Origin of the sequence: Petroclostridium sp. X23 (genome assembly GCF_030013905.1) — a bacterium.
Lineage (GTDB): Bacteria > Bacillota > Clostridia > SK-Y3 > SK-Y3 > X23.
The window spans coordinates 878,374-897,300 of record NZ_CP124862.1; the positions used below are offsets into that span (position 1 = coordinate 878,374).

General features: G+C 36.9%; 25 protein-coding genes and 1 pseudogene. 4 read left to right on the forward strand and 22 right to left on the reverse strand.

Translation table 11 applies throughout. The annotated features are described in order from the left end of the window. Positions 1-134: 134 nt before the first annotated feature. The 20 genes from QKW49_RS04350 to QKW49_RS04445 all read right to left on the reverse strand — a co-directional run bounded on the left by QKW49_RS04350 (position 135) and on the right by QKW49_RS04445 (position 15,662). Positions 135-2,201 carry an AarF/UbiB family protein gene (locus QKW49_RS04350; protein ID WP_282866348.1) on the reverse strand — a complete coding sequence of 689 codons (2,067 nt, stop codon included), beginning with the start codon at positions 2,199-2,201 and terminating at the stop codon, positions 135-137. 238 nt (positions 2,202-2,439) lie between these two features. Then, entirely contained in the window at positions 2,440-3,276 is an 837-nt protein-coding gene (locus tag QKW49_RS04355; RefSeq protein WP_282866349.1) for an RnfABCDGE type electron transport complex subunit B, read from the reverse strand. Between the two features lie 14 nt (positions 3,277-3,290). Then, positions 3,291-3,878 carry an electron transport complex subunit RsxA gene (gene rsxA, locus QKW49_RS04360; protein ID WP_282866350.1) on the reverse strand — a complete coding sequence of 196 codons (588 nt, stop codon included), beginning with the start codon at positions 3,876-3,878 and terminating at the stop codon, positions 3,291-3,293. A gap of 16 nt (positions 3,879-3,894) precedes the next feature. After that, complete coding sequence (locus tag QKW49_RS04365) at positions 3,895-4,506, reverse strand: electron transport complex subunit E (RefSeq protein WP_282866351.1); 612 nt, start codon at positions 4,504-4,506, stop codon at positions 3,895-3,897. Continuing rightward, a complete protein-coding gene (locus tag QKW49_RS04370) occupies positions 4,503-5,045 on the reverse strand; it encodes an RnfABCDGE type electron transport complex subunit G (protein ID WP_282866352.1) in 543 nt (180 codons plus the stop codon). The genes QKW49_RS04365 and QKW49_RS04370 overlap by 4 nt, the downstream gene beginning before the upstream one ends. Next, on the reverse strand, positions 5,038-5,955 hold the full coding sequence (locus QKW49_RS04375) for an RnfABCDGE type electron transport complex subunit D (protein WP_282866353.1): 918 nt from the start codon (positions 5,953-5,955) through the stop codon (positions 5,038-5,040). The genes QKW49_RS04370 and QKW49_RS04375 overlap by 8 nt, the downstream gene beginning before the upstream one ends. A 17-nt stretch (positions 5,956-5,972) precedes the next feature. Next, complete coding sequence (gene rsxC, locus QKW49_RS04380; protein ID WP_282866354.1) at positions 5,973-7,289, reverse strand: electron transport complex subunit RsxC; 1,317 nt, start codon at positions 7,287-7,289, stop codon at positions 5,973-5,975. 154 nt (positions 7,290-7,443) lie between these two features. Further along, positions 7,444-7,587 (reverse strand): hypothetical protein, encoded by a 144-nt coding sequence (locus tag QKW49_RS04385; RefSeq protein ID WP_282866355.1) that lies wholly within the window; start codon positions 7,585-7,587, stop codon positions 7,444-7,446. Between the two features lie 124 nt (positions 7,588-7,711). Further along, positions 7,712-8,263, reverse strand: coding sequence for a hypothetical protein (locus tag QKW49_RS04390; protein ID WP_282866356.1), 552 nt, complete (start codon positions 8,261-8,263; stop codon positions 7,712-7,714). A gap of 64 nt (positions 8,264-8,327) precedes the next feature. Beyond that, a complete protein-coding gene (locus QKW49_RS04395) occupies positions 8,328-8,753 on the reverse strand; it encodes a SoxR reducing system RseC family protein (RefSeq protein ID WP_282866357.1) in 426 nt (141 codons plus the stop codon). 31 nt (positions 8,754-8,784) lie between these two features. Then, entirely contained in the window at positions 8,785-9,171 is a 387-nt protein-coding gene (locus tag QKW49_RS04400; RefSeq protein ID WP_282866358.1) for a NusG domain II-containing protein, read from the reverse strand. 46 nt (positions 9,172-9,217) lie between these two features. Beyond that, on the reverse strand, positions 9,218-9,529 hold the full coding sequence (locus QKW49_RS04405) for a YHS domain-containing protein (protein WP_282866359.1): 312 nt from the start codon (positions 9,527-9,529) through the stop codon (positions 9,218-9,220). A 62-nt stretch (positions 9,530-9,591) separates the two neighbouring features. Further along, a complete protein-coding gene (locus QKW49_RS04410) occupies positions 9,592-10,275 on the reverse strand; it encodes an isoprenylcysteine carboxylmethyltransferase family protein (protein WP_282866360.1) in 684 nt (227 codons plus the stop codon). A 52-nt stretch (positions 10,276-10,327) separates the two neighbouring features. After that, positions 10,328-10,504, reverse strand: coding sequence for an aspartyl-phosphate phosphatase Spo0E family protein (locus QKW49_RS04415; protein WP_282866361.1), 177 nt, complete (start codon positions 10,502-10,504; stop codon positions 10,328-10,330). An 18-nt stretch (positions 10,505-10,522) separates the two neighbouring features. After that, positions 10,523-11,365, reverse strand: a complete 843-nt coding sequence (lgt, locus tag QKW49_RS04420; protein WP_282866362.1) for a prolipoprotein diacylglyceryl transferase — start codon at positions 11,363-11,365, stop codon at positions 10,523-10,525. Between the two features lie 13 nt (positions 11,366-11,378). Further along, on the reverse strand, positions 11,379-12,131 hold the full coding sequence (locus tag QKW49_RS04425) for a cytochrome c biogenesis protein CcdA (protein ID WP_282866363.1): 753 nt from the start codon (positions 12,129-12,131) through the stop codon (positions 11,379-11,381). Between the two features lie 29 nt (positions 12,132-12,160). Continuing rightward, complete coding sequence (locus tag QKW49_RS04430; RefSeq protein WP_282866364.1) at positions 12,161-12,286, reverse strand: LDCC motif putative metal-binding protein; 126 nt, start codon at positions 12,284-12,286, stop codon at positions 12,161-12,163. A 494-nt stretch (positions 12,287-12,780) separates the two neighbouring features. Then, positions 12,781-13,329, reverse strand: a complete 549-nt coding sequence (locus QKW49_RS04435) for a histidine phosphatase family protein (protein ID WP_282866365.1) — start codon at positions 13,327-13,329, stop codon at positions 12,781-12,783. Positions 13,330-13,545: 216 nt separating this feature from the next. After that, positions 13,546-14,202, reverse strand: coding sequence for a metalloregulator ArsR/SmtB family transcription factor (locus tag QKW49_RS04440; protein WP_282866367.1), 657 nt, complete (start codon positions 14,200-14,202; stop codon positions 13,546-13,548). Positions 14,203-14,306: 104 nt separating this feature from the next. Next, positions 14,307-15,662, reverse strand: a complete 1,356-nt coding sequence (locus QKW49_RS04445; RefSeq protein ID WP_282863409.1) for an IS4 family transposase — start codon at positions 15,660-15,662, stop codon at positions 14,307-14,309. 135 nt (positions 15,663-15,797) lie between these two features. Between QKW49_RS04445 and QKW49_RS04450 the strand changes: the two genes are divergently transcribed. The 4 genes and pseudogenes from QKW49_RS04450 to QKW49_RS25960 all read left to right on the forward strand — a co-directional run. After that, positions 15,798-16,262, forward strand: a complete 465-nt coding sequence (locus QKW49_RS04450) for an aminotransferase class V-fold PLP-dependent enzyme (protein ID WP_282868060.1) — start codon at positions 15,798-15,800, stop codon at positions 16,260-16,262. Between the two features lie 17 nt (positions 16,263-16,279). Beyond that, a complete protein-coding gene (locus tag QKW49_RS04455) occupies positions 16,280-16,873 on the forward strand; it encodes a class I SAM-dependent methyltransferase (protein WP_282866368.1) in 594 nt (197 codons plus the stop codon). Then, positions 16,870-17,202, forward strand: a complete 333-nt coding sequence (locus QKW49_RS04460) for a CGGC domain-containing protein (RefSeq protein WP_282866369.1) — start codon at positions 16,870-16,872, stop codon at positions 17,200-17,202. Before QKW49_RS04455 ends, QKW49_RS04460 begins: the two co-directional genes overlap by 4 nt. Before the next feature lie 159 nt (positions 17,203-17,361). After that, a pseudogene (locus QKW49_RS25960) lies at positions 17,362-17,502 on the forward strand (hypothetical protein); the annotation flags it as partial. A 419-nt stretch (positions 17,503-17,921) separates the two neighbouring features. Here QKW49_RS25960 and QKW49_RS04465 read toward each other — a convergent pair. Together QKW49_RS04465 and QKW49_RS04470 are read right to left on the reverse strand one after the other, a co-directional pair. After that, a complete protein-coding gene (locus QKW49_RS04465) occupies positions 17,922-18,626 on the reverse strand; it encodes a JAB domain-containing protein (protein WP_282866370.1) in 705 nt (234 codons plus the stop codon). Then, entirely contained in the window at positions 18,623-18,865 is a 243-nt protein-coding gene (locus QKW49_RS04470) for a hypothetical protein (RefSeq protein ID WP_282866371.1), read from the reverse strand. Before QKW49_RS04470 ends, QKW49_RS04465 begins: the two co-directional genes overlap by 4 nt. Positions 18,866-18,927 lie beyond the last annotated feature (62 nt).

Below are 18,927 nucleotides of genomic sequence, written 5' to 3' on the forward strand. Positions count from 1 at the left end.
TGGGTCTCTCCTTTCGTTTTCTTAATTGATTAGAATTTAGTTGTATAAAACTATTCAGACCACATCTTTGCGTCTTAACTCGCTATTCAGCAAATTTTATAAAAAACGATGTTTAAAAATTTTTTATGTAGTAATCATCCGTTAAAATCACTTGGACGGCTGGCTTTTATAGGCTCATTCAGGTCATCTATAGTTAATAGTCTTATCATTTCAGTAACATTTTCCCACAAATATTCTACATCTTCAGAATTATATTGCTTTGACTCTATAATGTGTTTTACGCCAGTCAACTCTTCTTTTATATGTTCGACTAAAGCTTGCTTTGAAAACCACCGTCTATACGTTAAAAAGTTTATTAATGGATCATCTATATAATAAAAATATTCATGGACACGTGTACGGTTATTCCCCAAATCAGTAAAGGTAAAGCAAGTCCCTATGTCAACTAATAGGAAAATAGATAAGGGAGCTCTCCATTTATAACATTTATTTCTTTCAAATTCTATAATCTCACCATTACTTAGCAGCAAATTTCCGTCTACGATTTCATCAAGGCGGAAAACAGAACCTACAACTTCCGGAGTTAAGAATACATTTTTTGCTGATACATGAATAACACGAGAATTAGGAGTATATGTAGGGTGCCAATTAGGATATTGAGCAAAACGAGTCACAAAATTAAATACTTTTTCTAAACTCTCATTGATTTCTACTGCAAATTCACCATGTCTGACTTCGTTTTCTTTTTCCCGTCGTTTATCCAAATCTTGCGCAAATATTTTACTTATCTCTACCCAAGCATTATCTGATTTATTTTTTTCCTCATCAGAATGCACAATTGATGTAGCCGGTAGTTCGCCTAAAAGAAGCCATTCCGGAAATGTCTGTTTAAACCTTCTATGAATTTCATCCGGCTCAGCACGGTGGCCAAGTTCACGGTTTATAATTGGACGAGCTTCTTGTGCAAACTGAAAATCAGGTACAAGAGTAAATGCAAGCGCTTCTGCGGTTGTTAAAGCTTTTGCTTGAAGAAGCAGCTCGCCGGGAAAGATATAGCCAAATTTTGCACCCGTGATGAAAATATCCAGATATGTTTTGGTTAAGCTTCTTGTAGATATATCAGACTGGTAAAACGCATCCAACACTTCCGAAAATCTTTGATAAAATCCATATTCATTGGAGGAATCGGACTTTTGTGCCATTTTTATTAAATGCGAAAATGCGCGTATCTTTTCTTTTTCTACAACGGCTAACCAATATAGTAAAAAACGGTCACGCTGCTCATTCGACAATTCCCCAAACATACCTACATCAATAATAGCAATACTTCCATCGTCTCTAAAGAAAATATTCCCTGGATGCAAGTCTGCATGGAAAAACGCATCCGTTACAAACATTTTCATTTCTACTTCAATAAGCCGTTTATTAATCTTCTTTCGACTTTCTGCAGATATATTGCTTTTCACTTCACCCAATCGGAATCCAGACACCCTTTGCATGGTTAAAACCTTGCTTGTTGTGTAATCCCAGTAAACCTCCGGAAAAACAACATCTTTCCAATCTTTAAAATTCTCTCTAAAACGCTCTAATATCTTTGCTTCCAATGAGAAATCCAATTCTTTCATGGTATAGGCTTTGAATTGTTCAAAAGCATTTAATATATTTAAGTTTCGCCCCAACTTTGGACTTACTTTACTAATAACGTATAAAAGTTTAGACAATACAATCAAATCTTTTTGAATAATTTTCTGCACATGTGGACGCTGGATCTTAACTGCCACCTGCGATCCATCATGGAGAACTGCAAAATGTACTTGCGACAAAGATGCAGCTCCAATGGGTTGCTTATCAAAAGAACGAAAGATTCTATCTATATCCTTATTGAACTCAGCTTCAATCATTCTCTTAACTTCTTCGTAAGTAAAAGGTGGAACATGATCGTGCAAAACTTTTAATGCATGGATATATTCTTCAGGAATAAAATCTGGACGTGTACTTATAATCTGCCCGAGTTTTATAAATGTCGGACCTAATTGAATCAATGTTTTTACAAACGAGTCCGGTATAGTACTGTTTATTTTTTCACTTTCTGATAAATCAAGAAACTTCTTGAAGGATTGATACTCTTTCAATAATACTCCAGAGACTTTTAGTAATCGATTAAAACTCAAGCCTTTTGACTGTCTTGACATCTTCTGCATAATATACTCACCTTCCCGTAGTATCTGAATATTCAGCCAATGCTTTAAAACTCTTCGCTTATTAATAAAAACAAACGATCTTCCGAATATGAAACAAACAGAGTTTTGGTTTACAGTCATGCTAAAAATCAAGCATAACTGTAAACCATTCTCATACACCATATTTGCTCTGCTCAGAGGTTAATTTATTCAATAATTTGGGATAGAAATATATCTGTTTTGATTGTGAAACGCTATCTCATATCACACATTTGTCACATGCTGCATCTGCCAACTTATCAGACAGGTTGGCAATCGCCCTGGTCGGACATTTCTGTACACAAGCATTGCAGTTGGTACATTTACTGTAGTCAATCACGGCGACATTATTTTCAACTTTTATTGCACCGTATTGGCAAGCCTTTTCACATAACTTACATGCGATGCAGCCGGTCTTGCATTTTTGTCTCACGTCTTTTCCCTTTTCTAAATTTTTGCAAAGCACATGCACTTTTGAATCTTTAGATGCAAGTTCGATAACCGCTTTAGGACATTCCTTTATGCAGACGCCGCAGCCTGTGCATTTATTTTCATCAATTTCTGCAACGCCGTTTTGATTGATGATAATGGCATCAAACGGACACTTTACTACACAGTTTCCGAGTCCTAGACACCCATATTTGCATGCCTGAAATCCTTTATGGAGTGCATTAGCAGCATGACAATCTTGTATCCCCCTATACGCAAAAGAATCAATACAGTTTTTCCCTCCACCGCATTTTACCCTCGCTACCATAGGAACACTGCTATCATCTGCTTGAATACCCATAATCTGCCCAACCTGGGATGCAACACTTGCTCCGCCAACCGGGCACATTGTAATGGATACACCTTCTGCCACAATTGCTTCGGCATATGCAGAGCAGCCAGGATAGCCGCATGCTCCGCAATTTGCTCCCGGCAGCACTTTCTCAATATCTCCGATTCTTTCATCTTTTTGTACAGCAAATTTCTTAGAGGTATACGTAATCAGTACCCCAAAAAGTATTCCTGTTCCTCCCATCGCTGCCAAAGAAACTAAAAATATTTCGCTCATCCAAAGAGCCTCCTTTACATAGATATTAATCCGGAAAATCCAAGGAAAGCGATAGATAATATCCCCGCTGATATCAGGGTAATCCCAGCTCCCTTAAGCCCTTCCGGGATGTCTGCATTCTCAATTTCTTCTCTTATTCCCGCCATAATCACAATTGCAAGCGTAAATCCTAAACCTGCACCAAGGCCGAAAACCGTACTTTGTATCATGTTATAGCCCTTGTTCACAGCCAACAGGGCTAACCCCAGAATGGCACAGTTTGTTGTAATCAAAGGCAGGAATATCCCTAGGGACTTGTGGAGATTTGGACTTGTCTTCTTTAAAAACATCTCAATCATCTGAACCAGTGAAGCAATTACCAATACAAAGCTGACGTATTGAAGAAATCTAGATAATCCGAAAGGCTCTAGAATATAATATTGGATTGCCCAACTTGCAATGGCTGATAATGTCATAACAAATGTGGTTGCCATTCCCATTCCAAGGGCTACGTCAACTTTTTTGGAGACTCCTAAAAACGGACATATTCCTAAAAATCGTGATAAAACGAAGTTGTTTACTAATATCGCTCCGATAAAAATTAATAATAAATCTTTTATCATTCAGACTCATTCCTTTCTAATGACAGTGGCTTTCGGTCGTTTTCTTCTTTGAGAAACTATTTATAATCCACAACATAATACCCAGTGTCAGAAAAGCTCCCGGCGGCAAAACAAATATGACCCATGGTGTGAAATTGCTGCTTGTTACCGCAATGTTGAATATGCTGCCCATGCCCATGATTTCACGTATTATACCTAACAGCGTAAGGGCAAAGGTAAATCCGATTCCCATGCCAACTGCGTCAAGAGCGGAATACCAAACATTATTTTTTGAAGCAAAACCTTCTGCTCTTCCAAGTATGATACAATTTACAACGATTAACGGAATGAACAACCCTAAGACTTTATGAATTTCCGGAAAATATGCCGCTAAAAACAAATCTGCAATAGTTACAAAGGTTGCGATAATAATGATATAAGAAGGAATTCGCACTTCATCGGGTATAAAGCGCTTTACCAATGCTACAATGATATTGGAACATATAAGCACAAAAGCCGTTGCCAGTCCCATTGCCATCCCGTTTATTGCCGCGTTGGTTACTGCCAGGGTAGGGCACATGCCCATAAGCATTCTGAAAACCGGGTTCTCATCCCATATGCCTTTTATAAATTCTTTCCATGCTGTCATTTTGCCTCACCCCCATATACTGCTAACGTTTTATCGATAGATTCTTTTAAAATCTTACTGACCGCATTGGACGAAATGGTTGCTCCTGTAATAGGAATAATATCTTCTCTAATGGCAAATGCGTCGTTTAACGACTTATCTGAAAATTGTTTTTTAAAACCATCCTCAGTAATTCTGGCACCAAGTCCTGGTGTTTCCAAATGCTCCAGTACTTTATAACCGGTCATCTTCTTATTTTTCAAATCTATGCCGACCATCATACGAATAACACCCTGGAAACCTCCTCCTTCCGCTACAAATGCAAGTCCGGCAACATTACCGCTGTCATCTAATCCCTCATATATGAGAAGTCCTTGGTCATTGTTAAATTCTCTATAGTCCTTAATCTCTGGCAATACTTCAAATATTGCCTTCTTTTGATTTTCAAGTGCCACCTCACGCATGGTTGGGGCAGTTATTTCATAGGTTTTAGCAAGTATTCCTCCGGATAAGAGGGCAATCACTCCCAAAACAATGATTAATCTGAGTCCTTTATGCATTTGCTTTCACACTCCCATACATTCGAGGATTTGTATAACGATTGATGACAGGTGTTACGGAATTCATCAATAATATGGCAAACATCACACCTTCAGGATAACCACCGTAGATACGGATCACTGCCACCAGCAATCCGCCAACAATACCGAATATCCATTTTCCTGTTCTGGTAATGGGTGTCGTTACCATATCTGTAGCCATAAAGAAGGCTCCTAACAGCAGCCCGCCCGAAAGCAAGTGAAATATCGGATCCTGTCCTGCAATGAGTGATACTATCAAACTTGTTCCTATAAAGGAAAAAGGTATTCTCCAGTCAATGTAATTCTTGTAAAGCAGATATAATCCCCCGATTAATACAGCGATAGCAGATGTCTCTCCCAAGGATCCGCCGACATTCCCCAATACCAATCTCAGATAATCAGTAGCCTGTCCCTGCATTTTTAACAGATTTAACGGTGTCGCAGAAGTAACTCCGTCTACCCCTACCCATGTCGTCATGGCTACCGGAAATGATATCAATAAAAATGCTCTTCCCACAAGAGCAGGATTAAAGACATTACTTCCCAGCCCTCCAAAGGCTTGTTTGCCTAATACAATGGCTACTATTGAACCAACGGCTGCCATCCATAAAGGAATGGTAGATGGCAGTGTAAGTGCGAGTAACACTCCTGTAAGAGCAGCACTCCCATCGGATATGGTTAGAGGCCTTTTTCTAATTGTTTGAAAAACATATTCGGATAAGACACTTACAATAATACACACTACCAAAACATAAGCAGCTCTAATGCCAAAAAAATAGATACTTGCAAATATGACAGGTATCAATGCGAGAAGAACACCTCGCATGATTCCCGGTACACTATCACCATGTGAAATATGCGGTGATGATGAAACAATTAACTGTTCCATATTGCTAACCCCCTTCATCAGTGTTGTTTAGAACGAACCTTGCTCTTACCCAATCGAATATATTGTAAAAGCGGTCTTTTTGCCGGACAGGTATAAGAGCATGACCCACATTCAATACAATCCATCAAATTGAGCTGCATTGCCGTATCTAAATCTCCGGCTTGCACTGCATTGGCGATCTTGATAGGCAAAAGGCCTATAGGGCAGACATCTACGCAGCGGGCACATTTTATACATGGATATGGGTTCACTTCCGTCATTTCATCTTTCATCAGTGCCAGAATGCCTGAAGTCCCTTTTATGACAGCAACATCTAACGAACCCTGAGCTATTCCCATCATAGGTCCTCCGCTTATAACTTTTGCATATCCATCTTTCAAACCTCCACACTGTTCAATAACCTCTTTGAATGTTGTCCCTATTCTTACTAGAAGATTCTTCGGCTCTTTTATCCCCTTGCCCGTTATAGTTACAATTCGTTCAATTAGCGGCAAGCCCGTTTTTACTGCTCTTGCAATTGCTGCCGTTGTACCGGCATTAAAAATTACACATCCGATTTGTGACGGAAGCTTCTTTGACGGGACCTCTCTTCCGGTAACCGCTTTAATAAGCTGTTTTTCTCCACCTTGCGGATATTTTGTTTCCAATACTTCGACCTCTATAGAATTTTCATTCTTACATAAATCTCTTAGTACTTTGATAGCCTTCGGTTTATTATCTTCAATGCCTATATATCCTCTTTCTACATTGAGTGCTTTTAAAACCGCTTTTAAACCATATAGCACCATCTCAGGTTGCTCAGTCATCAGACGGTAATCAGAATTAAGATATGGCTCACATTCGGCACCATTAACAATGACTGTGTCTATCTTGTGGTCCGGCGGCGGACAGAGTTTAACATGAGACGGAAATGTGGCTCCACCCATCCCAACAACTCCTGCTTCCTGCACTATTTCAATAATCTGTTTAGAAGACAGCTGCTCAATACTTTTACCAACAATTATTTCATCTAGTTCATCCTCACCGTCATTTTCAATAATCACGGTAGGTACTATTCCGCCTACTTGAGCCCTAGGCTCGATAGAAAGTACTTTTCCGGATACACTTGAATGAATGTGAGCAGAGATCATGCCATTTGCTTGCCCGATTTTTTGCCCCATCTTAATATGGTCCCCCACCTTTACTATTGCTGTCGCAGGTGCTCCAATATGCTGCACCAGTGGTATTTCGGCTACCTGAGGAACTCTTGCAATTATGACCTCCTTATTCCTCGTAAGTTCTTTGCAGTAGTCGGGATGTATACCTCCTTTAAAAGAAAGTAACCTCTCCTTCATTACATCGCCCCTTTTCTCTCTAACAACATATGAATTATTTTATCTATACAAATCATATCGACCTCCAAATATACTTGAGTACAAGCATACTTGAGAGGTCGATATGATCTGTGATATTCATTTGCACATTTGACACATCATTAATATGCTCTACCTATTTCACAAAATACAAGGCAACTGCTGCTACAATGATTACAACAACAATAGGTATCCAATTCTGGTTTGTGTTATTGCCCTGTCCATGATGATTTCCATGCTGGCCATGACTACTATTATTGTTACCTCCGCAACAACTCATACTATCCCTCCTCTTTCTTTATTTACAAACTGTTCCTTTATTTCCAATATTGAATATTTAGCAATACTTTTAATCATAACTTATGGCTAAAAACTTTAAGGATTATTCATGTGTATCTTCCTAATTATCTTAAAGTCTCTTTTGTATAGACATGCTCTCTTTCTTTTACACCTGCTATATTTTTAAATACTAACTTTATATACTCCGTCTTATCATCTAATATTGGTTTTCCATCATACTGATTTTTAATTTTGAGAGTACCGCTTATGTGATGTCCGTCACTGCTGTCACTGTCCCATACAAAGCCATCTTCTATAGTTATCTCTTTCGTTTTCAATTTCACATATTTATTTAACTCACTATAATCTGATAAATCAACTGAATGCGTATTGAGCATTACTTTAAATACCAAATCAGTTTCATCTTTCTCAATAGGATTCATAAATATGACCCCTATATCTACATTCCCCCCATTACTGCTTGTAAAATACTTTGCTTCATTGTTTTGCGTAGTATTTTGCTGCGAACTATCATTATCCGTTTGTTTGGGAACAGGTATATCTTTTGCGTCTTTGTTAAATGCAGCAAATACAATAGGCATTAGCATAGTCAGTCCAAACGCTATCAACACTACAACTGCTGTAATTGCTAAAGCGTTACTTTTTCTTTTCGCCACATTCTCCCCTCCTTTTCGTGTGATATTAATATATAGAAATTATAATTCAAATAACTATTATGACTTAATTTATAACGCTAGTAATCGTTAGTTCAAGTTTACTGCCTTTTTGAAGTCTTTTATCAATAATCCGGAGTACTAAAAACGACAATACCAATGAACATATCGCTGTGACTATACCTGCCGTCTGGGCATTCACCGGCAAATTACTTGATATGATGTAACTATAAGTTGCAATATACGTTGTGATAAGTATAATAATAGGCACTATATATACTATAAATGCAGCCGCTAAAATATTTCTTGTAGAAGAGGCCAATCTTACCATTTGACCGATCTGAGCATGTACTTCATTCCTGGCATTGATTTTCATTGCCGTAGGAGCACATCCGCTGCATTTACCACAATCTCCTCCGCATGCGGTCGCACGCTGGATCTGCACCTCTGCCATGTTACCATTAGTACTTACTATTTTACCAATTTGCTCCAAAGAAATTCCTCCTAACACTTGAGACTCCTCGCTAGAACACCATTATATCTACTTTACTATCTTCTATGCCCTCAAATTGCACCTGCAATCTATTTGGCAAACAAACAATAGACTGGTATGCTTGGTCAATCCATCCTGTTGAGGAACATAGGGAACGAGGACATGTCTTTTTATCCATAGGCAGCATCCTTACTTTATTACCTTTTACTTCAATTTTACCTTCGCCGCCCTCAAATTTGAAAGGATAAATACCGTCACTTTTTAACCCTAAAACAACTTCTAGTACCTGTTTATCTCCCTGCTTAACATTGATCCTATCATAACTGACTTCACTACTATAAACTCCAATAGCACCATAAGCAATGAGACTTCCTGCAAGAATGACTGCGATTATTAACTTATCATAAAATGTTGCCATATAGCTTTCTCCGATTTTGCTATTTTTTCTCTCCTATATAACCTTTTTATTGCCTCCTACGGAATTCATTTCTGCAGTGCTCACTACAGAAATAATAGAATTTTCCGTTAATCATTTCATGAATTGCTGTAGAAGGATTAATATGCATACCACATACAGGATCTTTTACCATATTTACAGTCTGAGCATCTGTACCACTGTGATTTGTAGAATGAGAATCACCACAGCCCCCTCCATGAGTACCTCCCCCATGGCCTTGACTGGAGTGTCCTCCACAGCAGCCGCCATTTCGAAACATCATAAACATCATTGCCCCTACGAAAAGAAGATATAATCCATTTTCCTGCAAAAACTCCATCTTTATCAGCCTCTCTTTACTTTATATTTCACTACCCTAATCTTTATATGTTAAATTACTGCTTAAAGTACGTTATCTCTCCTAAATACCGCAAAAAATCCGGCTATATCACGTAAGGTTATTCTCTTGTTAGGAATAAACGCCGGTACTTGCTCTTTATAGTCAAGGTACTCCTGTCCAAATGTTTCTATCATTACCTTTTCTTCTTTCTTTGATAGTCTTGCGTACATTACCAGCAGTATAGGTGCCATAATAATCGTAATGATTGTCGGCCATTGAACAAGAAATCCAATGATTGTAAGTGTAAAGCCTGAGTACTGTGGGTGCCGGACAAACTTATATATTCCCGAGGTAACCAATTTACCATTTCCTGCATGGATACCCTTCCATCCAATAGAGATAATAATAAGTCCCGTAAATATTAAAACATTACTTAATGGATGTAATACGGAATATACCCACATTGACCCGCCTGCCAATGCTACCCATAAATGTCCGTTCAAATGTGTAAAAGGATCAAGTACGGGATATTTATTTCCCAAAATAGAAGTCAAAATATATATAGTCAATGGATATCCAAACATCTCACTGAAAAGCGCCACCATGAAAGCGGTAAACGCTCCTAGTGTCCTCCAGTCTCTTTTGGTAGTTGGCTTGAAAACAGCAAGTGTAAACAATCCAAAAAAAAGAATATTAAAAACAACCGCTCCCCAAAGTCCGTAAGCATATTTATCTAAGAAGTGCAAAATTATCGCCTCCATTCATTTTTTATTACGTATATAACATATCAATAACTTACTATACTTTCATAGTAACCATTTTTTCCTTCATAATTTCTACAATTCTTTTATCTATGACCTGACTTAGCTGAATAACTTGAAAATCTGAAATACCTTTATCTCTTATTAGTTTGTCGAGCTCGTTTTTTAAAGAAATCAGTGCCTCATCCTGTGATTTGCTTTTGATGACATTCATAAAGAACTCCTCATTTTATCAAGATTGTATAGTGTAAAAAATAATCATTGAAACAGCAATTAATACAAGAAAAATCAAAATATCTTTAACTATAGTTAACTTGCCTTCTGCTGTTACTACTGAATCATTTGATGTTACTTTAAACGCATTTTTCTTTACAAAATACATCACTATCAGTGTGCTGATAATAAACAATAAACTTAGTAAATGTGATATTGAAAACCATCCGATCACTGACGGATTCACCCTGAATAGTTCTACAATCCCTCTGTTTACGGAGAATAAAACTACATACCATAAGAAAATCTGACCATCATACTTTACACTTTTACGCATTCTCCATAGTATAAAAAACACTAGATAATCCAAGATAAATTCATATACCTGCGCTGGGTGCACCAACTGTCCTTGATACTTTATTCCCCATGGCAATTGGGTGGTCATAGCCTTACCGAATACATCACACCCGATTCTACCAATACCTTGACCTAATATAACTGCTGGAGCAATTGCATCTGCATATTTAAAAAAGCTCAGTTTATGTTTCTTGACATACAGAATTGCAACAATAAAAGCAGCCAGCAGTCCTCCGTGAATAGATAAACCACCCTCATTGATTTTTATAATCTCCATCGGATTTTCAATATAGTATGCTGGATTATAGAAAACAATATAGAATACTCTAGCACCTATTACACCAGCTATAACTGTGTATAGTACTATATCAAACAGCTTATCGACATTTAAACCCTTCCTCTTTGCCTCTAGATATGCCACGTATATTCCAGCCAGCATTCCTACGGCAATCATAAGTCCAAAAAAATGTACCGGAAATCCAAATACATGAAATAATACTTTCATGGTGTTCCCCCTTCTACATCCCTATAGGTATTTTTATAGGAATTATCTTATATAATAATTGCACTATCAGTGTATATTTGTTAAATAACATCAGTATTCCAAATAGTAATAATATAGCACCTACTACATAGGAAATGGCCTTTTGATATTTTGATATCTTTCGTAAAATTTTTATGGATCTCTCCAAAGTAAGTCCTACAATGAGATAAGGTATTGCCAATCCCATTGAGAATGAAAACATGATAACTATCCCGTTGGCTGCAGACCCGGTGCTGCCTGCAAAAATCAGCATAGAATATAAAAGAGGACCTATACAATGGGAGCAGGCTATCGCAAAAAATATGCCTACTAAAAATGTAGTCAAATATTGTGCACGTGTACTTAATCTACTGGCATCAAATATTTTCTCTACTGTCTTGCTTCTCAGTGATATCCAGCCGAAGAAACCCAGCATCTTAAGGGATAAAAATATCACCATAATACCGCCTAGTACATTGAATATTCTGATGTTCCTATTTAAAAATTTTGCTGCCTGCCCGGCAGTTCCACCTGCAATGGTAAAAACAAGTGTAAAAGCTGCGATAAATAACAGCGTATTTATGAAAATATGCAGCTGAGTACTCATTCTTTTATTGCCATCTTTAAGCTCACTTATTGGTTTACCGGTAATGAGACTAAAATACACCGTGATCATAGGAACGATGCACGGAGAAAGAAAAGAAACCATCCCGGCAATAAAAGCAATTAAAGAAATTGGTAGCTCCATAATCAATACCTCGATCTAACGTAAGTTTATTATTTCTTCGTCCCTCCACTATTGCCATTCTTGTTCAATTCGCAGCAATCAAGCTTTTGACCTTGGAAGCTATCCCCATTCGCTTTTGCAATCTTTTCAATCAGTTTTTCAAACCATTTAAACATATACAACATCATTCCTTTCTTTTATCACTAAAAATTAACATTAATTCTTACTAACCTTATTGTAATACTCAAATATGAAGAACCTGTGAAGATATTGCGAAGATTTTTGATATAAAACTACTTTCTTGAGTAAAAGTCTCCATCATCTACATTCTCAAAATTTGCTGCACTCTTGCACTGATGAGGAATATATCCTCTCTTTATCATAGAAGTATAGCTTGTACCACCCACAATAATGTGATCCAGAACTTTGATATCAAGAGAATGAAAAATATCAACTATTTCCTGTGTGAATGTTTTATCTTACTAAGAGAAATTTTGGAAGCAACCGGGCTGGAAACGTGATAGTTCTCTTAGGTAATGTTTAAATTTTATCTGAACTTCCATCTTTTCTAAAACAATATATAAAAGCACTATACAAAATTTTATCTGCATAGTGCTGGTGGTATAAAACATTTTATCAAATTACTTTTATGGACTTTGTTTTTCTCTTATCAGTATCTTCCTAAATTTAATAAATCTGCCAAGGACAATTTAGCAACAACTCCGTAACCACTTCCTTGCCCCCGCGGCCTAACAATGACTGTTCCCATGTCTGAAATTTGGCCTAAACCAACTCCACTTGGAAAACTATGAGCAATAATGACCATATTACTACCCTGAGGCGGCACGACTTCCAACCTTGACTGAAGAAAATCCAGTATTCTTCGTTGCTCTGCAGCAGATAGATTTCCACTTAGCCTATAAACTTGAAACCAAAATGGGTCGATTTGAACATTTGCCGTTCCAAAAGCCAATTGTGCCGTTTCTATGGTTCTACAAAAAGGGCTTGTTCGAACAAGATAATTAATAGGAATTCGTAAATTTCGAAGAAGTTGGCCGTAGTAAATTGCTTGTCTTCTTCCCAGTTCAGAAAGATTTCTTTGAGTAAAACAATATAGAAAATTTAGATTAGGTTGATCTTCCCCAACAGTCGCTTCCCCATGCCTAACATATAGTATATATCCTCCACTCCTTAATAAATCAAGTAATGATCTATTCAATTTCAATTCTCCCTTTTCTATGCATGCTTTCTATATTAATAATAATGTATGATAATCATATCGAAGGTGTTAATCTATATTTTATTGGGTCTCCTACTACGTGAAGATATCTTAATTCAAATCAATGCTGCAAAAAGTGTATTACATAAGGTTGGTCAAGGTGTTTTGATTATGATATTAGTGGATGCAGGGGAATATTTAAATCAAGAATCTTATTTATTCAGCATTATATGAATACCACTCTTGAACACTCTCTTCCAATCGTACAGCTTTGAAACCATGTCTTCTTAATAATCCCACTGCTTCTACAGATAATAAACAGTATCGGCCACGGCAATAAGCAACAATCTCCTGATTTGCAGGTAAATCTGATAAATGTTGTTCCAGTTCCTCAATAGGAATTGAATTTGCACCTGGAATATGCATAATTTCATACTCTTCTTTAGGTCTTACATCAATTAAAGTAACTTTTCCTTCTTTCATTCTGTCAATTAATTGCCCCATTTCGATTGGCTCCATATTATCCTTATTAGTATAGATCTCTTCTCGGAGCTTTTGAATTTCTGCAATACGCTTTTCGGCTAAAAGCTGTAAAGACAATATGAAATTTGCTACTGTTTTATCAGCCAATTTATAATATGAGTAAATTCCTTGTTTCTGAAATTCAACTAGCCTAGCCTCAAGTAGTGTTTGAAGATGCTGAGATGTATTTGCTACACTCATCTCAGTTTCCCGTGCTATTGCATCAACAGTTTTAGTCCCTTGTGTTAGGATATCTAAAATTTCCAACCTTTTCGGACTTGCTATAGCTTTTCCTATTCTTGCAAGCTGTGTATAGGTACTATCTTTAAAATTACGAGATTCTTGAAACATTGTATGTCCTCCATTCAAACATTCAATTAATCTATTGACTATTATAACATATTAATGCTATAATTCAAAATCATACGCGTTAAGTTAAGCTATTTTTTACCAATTTAATTGAGCAAATAGTGTTCCTGCAATCGCTCAACCGTGGTTTTGCGATTACGTTTATCATGTAAGCTTTGTTCGGCCGCTCTTTTAAGAATCAGTCGCAGTTCCGATATTGCTTCAGTGGTTGCATAAAGGCTTGAAAATATTTTTTCCACCTTTGTCGCAATTAGTTTGATAAACGACATCATACTAATGCATCTGTTTTTTTGTTGGTACATGAGGGCATACAGTGCTGAGTAGACTGTGAAAATTAGTATAATGGCAATTAACCTTCCATATAGAAGACACTCTAATTGCTCTTTACCACAGTTGCCTACTTTGCCAAGGTTTAGATAGCTTTTGCAAGCCTTAAATAAAAGCTCTATCTGCCATCTAGCTCTGTACAATTCACAGGCTGCCTTTGGAGTAAGCATATGTGCTGGGGCGTTAGTAATTAGAAGGTTCCATCCTAATAACTCTAAGTCATAGTCACTCAGTGTTTTGCCTTGTGACTTTGCTTTTTTATTTGCTTTGCGCCTACGTTCATTAGCGACTTCATCAGGTAAACGTACACCAATCAGCCGACATTGTAGTAATTTAGAATACTTGGTGCCAAAGTATACATCTATATCAACACTGGAGCTGTTTTTTAAAACACTTAAAAGGTCTAAGGCTTTAAAAGATTTAGTGTCAGAATTTTGTATTTGAAAAACAGTATTTGATTTAATTCGGCTAAGAAAATATGCACCTTTGGATATTATTTTCCTAAACAAATCTTTACTGTAATATCCTAAGTCAGTAATTAACAGCTCACCATGATGAATGTGTTTTAGAAGTTCATCTTTATAGCCGGCATCTGGACCAGGCGCCTTTGTCAACTCCATATTTGTGATAGTTCTGGACTTAAGGCTATATATAGTCTGGATTTTTAGAGCAGCTTTTGCATTATTGCCACCAAGACCTTTCCAGACATCTGCTAATTTGTCCGGAAGAGTAACTTTAGAGCTATCACATATTTTTACATCAGTAAAAGCTTGGAGCACATCGAGATTCTGGACAGTTATTGCTCTCTTGGCAGAATACTCAACTGCTGACTGGAATACTTGTTTTAGCAATAAAGCACTTGTAGCCAAACGTTGAAAAAGTCCTTCGCGTGTTATACTAAGTCCGCGTTGAATATTTTCGCATTTAGAAGCAGTTTGACGTAAGGATGGATTAGGGGTGTCCCATAAGCCGAATGTAAATACTTTTACTATAGTATCTGGCAGCAGCTTAGAGCGGCGCACCGTAAACCCTGTGTCCTTAGAAATTTCCAGTATTTTTGTCTTTCCTAAAAAGCAAATAAAGCTTATAATTAGTGATATGGGAACTTGAAACATGGGAACCTCACCTTTCATTTCTCTATTACTTTGAGGTTCTCATGTTTTTTTCTTTTTTGCAAATGTAATTATTGGTTTACCATAACATGGCTTAGCTTAACGCGTATGAATTCAAAATAAATAATTGAGCCTTTAATTCATGGTGCAAGCCACGAAACTGGAAGACGTGCCGGAAATAAAAATGTAATTTTTAACGTCGCATTAGGCAAAGCATGTGAGATTGCTAAAGAATCACTTTATAACAATAAAATGAAGCAACTGACAGAATACTTTTATAATAGTCTTAATGAAATATTTGGTGAAAAGATAAAACTCAACGGTGAACCGCATAAAAGGCTTCCAAATACATTAAATATCAGCTTTTTAGGATATCATGGTGCAGAAATACTATCAAAATCAGGTGATGATATCGCAACTTCAACCGGTTCTGCATGTCATGCAGGCTCAATATCAATATCACCGGTTTTAAAGGCAATGTGCATTCCTTTTGAAATAGCTCAAGGAGCTGTTAGATTTAGTCTGGGAAGATATATAACTCAAGAAGAATTGAATACTGTCCTTAAAAAATTCAAGCAAATTCATACATCAAAAAATATTTAACGGAGTGATATAAGACTATGAAATTTAGAGAATCGGGCATGCCGGATGAACAAATGTGGGATACCTTTTTTACCCCTATGCAAACCCTCTACCAGCTTGACATTAATGAAGATATCAAAACGCTTATAGACATTGGATGCGGGTATGGTACATTCTTAATTCCTGCTTCCGGACTTGTTAAACACAAGGTCATCGGAATAGATATTGAAAATGAAATGATAGAAACGTGCAGAGAAAAAATTCAGGAACAGGGTATTAAAAATATAGAATTATTACATGGGGACATTTCTACAGAGCAAACAATTAAAGACCTAGAAAAACATAAAGGTGACATTGACTATATTTGTCTGTTTAATATCCTGCATTGTGAACAGCCATTGAACCTACTTAACGCAGCTTATCGCATTCTAAACAACAACGGGAAAATCGGAGTTATCCATTGGAAATATGAGAATACACCGAGAGGTCCGTCAATGGAGATAAGACCTACTCCTGAAATTATCAACGGATGGGCTTTAAAAGCAGGATTTGTTTTAGAAAAATTTGTTGAACTTCCACCCTATCATTATGGGCTGGTATTCACAAAAAATTACAAAGGAGAGATCGTATGAAAGTGGGCTTAATTAGATGCACGCAAACAGAAGATATGTGCCCTGCTACTACTTGCTTAAAAGTTATGAAGCAAAAGAAATTAGCGTTTGAAGAAATCCAAGAAGATATTGAAGTTATTGGCATAAATACCTGCGGCGGTTGCCCTGGTAAAAAAGCTGTGACACGAGCTGCTGAAATGGTAAAACGAGGAGCGGATACAATTGTATTAGCGTCCTGTATTTCTCGGGGTACGCCGATCGGTTTCCCTTGCCCTCATGTTCAAACAATGAAAGATGCAATTATAAAAAAATTGGGCGATACCATAAAAATTATTGACTATACACACTAATTAACGAATGGTGTAAATCTTTTAAACGATTTAGAAGTTAAGGCAAAACAAATATACGTTAACTCGATAAAAACATAACAACAAGGAGGTATTCTTGTGAAACTAGGTATCATCATTGAAACAAAAAATTTTGAAAAGGCATAGAACGCTTTCCGTTTTGCGGTTACTGCAAAAAAGAAGGGGCATGACGTAAAAGTATTCCTTATGGGTGAAGGTGTCGAATGCGAGACACTGACCCATGAAAAATTTAATGTGGCAGAACAGGTAAAAGCATTTATCGAAGCTGGTGGAGACATTTAAGCATGTGGCACATGCTTAAAATCACGGAGCATGGCGAGTACTGATGTCTGTCCGATTTCTACAATGATAGACTGTGTCGAAATGGTTGAATGGGCTGATAAGACAGCAACATTCTAACTTGTATATAAAACAAAGCTAAAGGGTGTATTATGACGTACACCCTTCTTATTTCGCGGCTTTGACAGCTATTAAACTCCCTCGCCCATGTCCTTGCTCTACATCATAGCTTATGGAGCTTATGAAAGATTGAGGAGGCTGGAAAAGCTTGAGTTACTACTCTATTGATATAACACTTATGCTAAGCATAGATTAAAGCCGTAATTAAAAAATTGCTTGTCACAAAGTACCTTTACAGTAAAGGTACTTTGTGACAAGCTTAAGAGACAATTTGAAATCCACAGTTACCCGAAATTTTAATTTTATAATGCATGAGTATGTTGAAAACTATTTCTCTTTTCCTTCGCAGGCACAGCACCTAATACAATAGCATCATAATTTGCTGCACTTTTGTATTGATTAGAAATATACCCTTTTTCCGCCATAGAAGTATAGTTTGTTCCAGCCACAATAATGTGATCCAAAACTTTAATTTCAATAGGATGAAAAATATCAACCATTCTCTGGGCTAAAGTTTTATCTTCCTGAGAGAAATTTTGCGATCCACCGGGATGGTTATGCGCTAAAATTACCGCATTACAATCACAGGCAAGAGCATATTTTAATATTTGTCTCGGATAAACCGCTGTCTGTCCAATACTCCCTTCTGACATGGTTTTTGTTTCAATTATGTTATTACCACTATCTAAGAATGCAACCATAAATCTTTCTTTATCCTTCATACCGCCTAAAAGAGCTAAGAAATATTGCCCCGATACGGTTGATGAATTGAGCGTAATCATATCATTGCTCTCGTGCACTTTTAAAATGTTATAAGAAGAAATGAACTCGTTGAGTAGTCCTATCTTTTCAAGCTGCTTCTCACTTGGTTCCATAATGTGAGGATGTTCTAGAATGTTAAAGGGGTTATTGCTTTTTACATACTGCTGAACCTTCTTGTATGACAGCCCTGTTAAATTTGTCAGACCTTTTAAAAACTTTTCGGTGTGCTGTATATCTTGCTTCATATTATGCCTTTCCCCCCTTCTTCATCAAATAACTCAATAACGGATTTTACACTTTTTAAATTTTCACAAGTCTCCATGGATAAATCCATTAATTCAAGATGCAGAAAAAAGTTTTTAATCCCCATACTTTGAACGCATCTATGAATTTTTTCTTTTGTATCCTCATCCAAGTCAATCAATTTATCCAGTAAATCCACACACTTTATATATTCCATATCTCTTAACTTATTTACATTCATCTATTTTTCCACCTTTCAAATTCTTTTAATGATTCTTTTCCTTTCTGAGGCATGCCTCTATA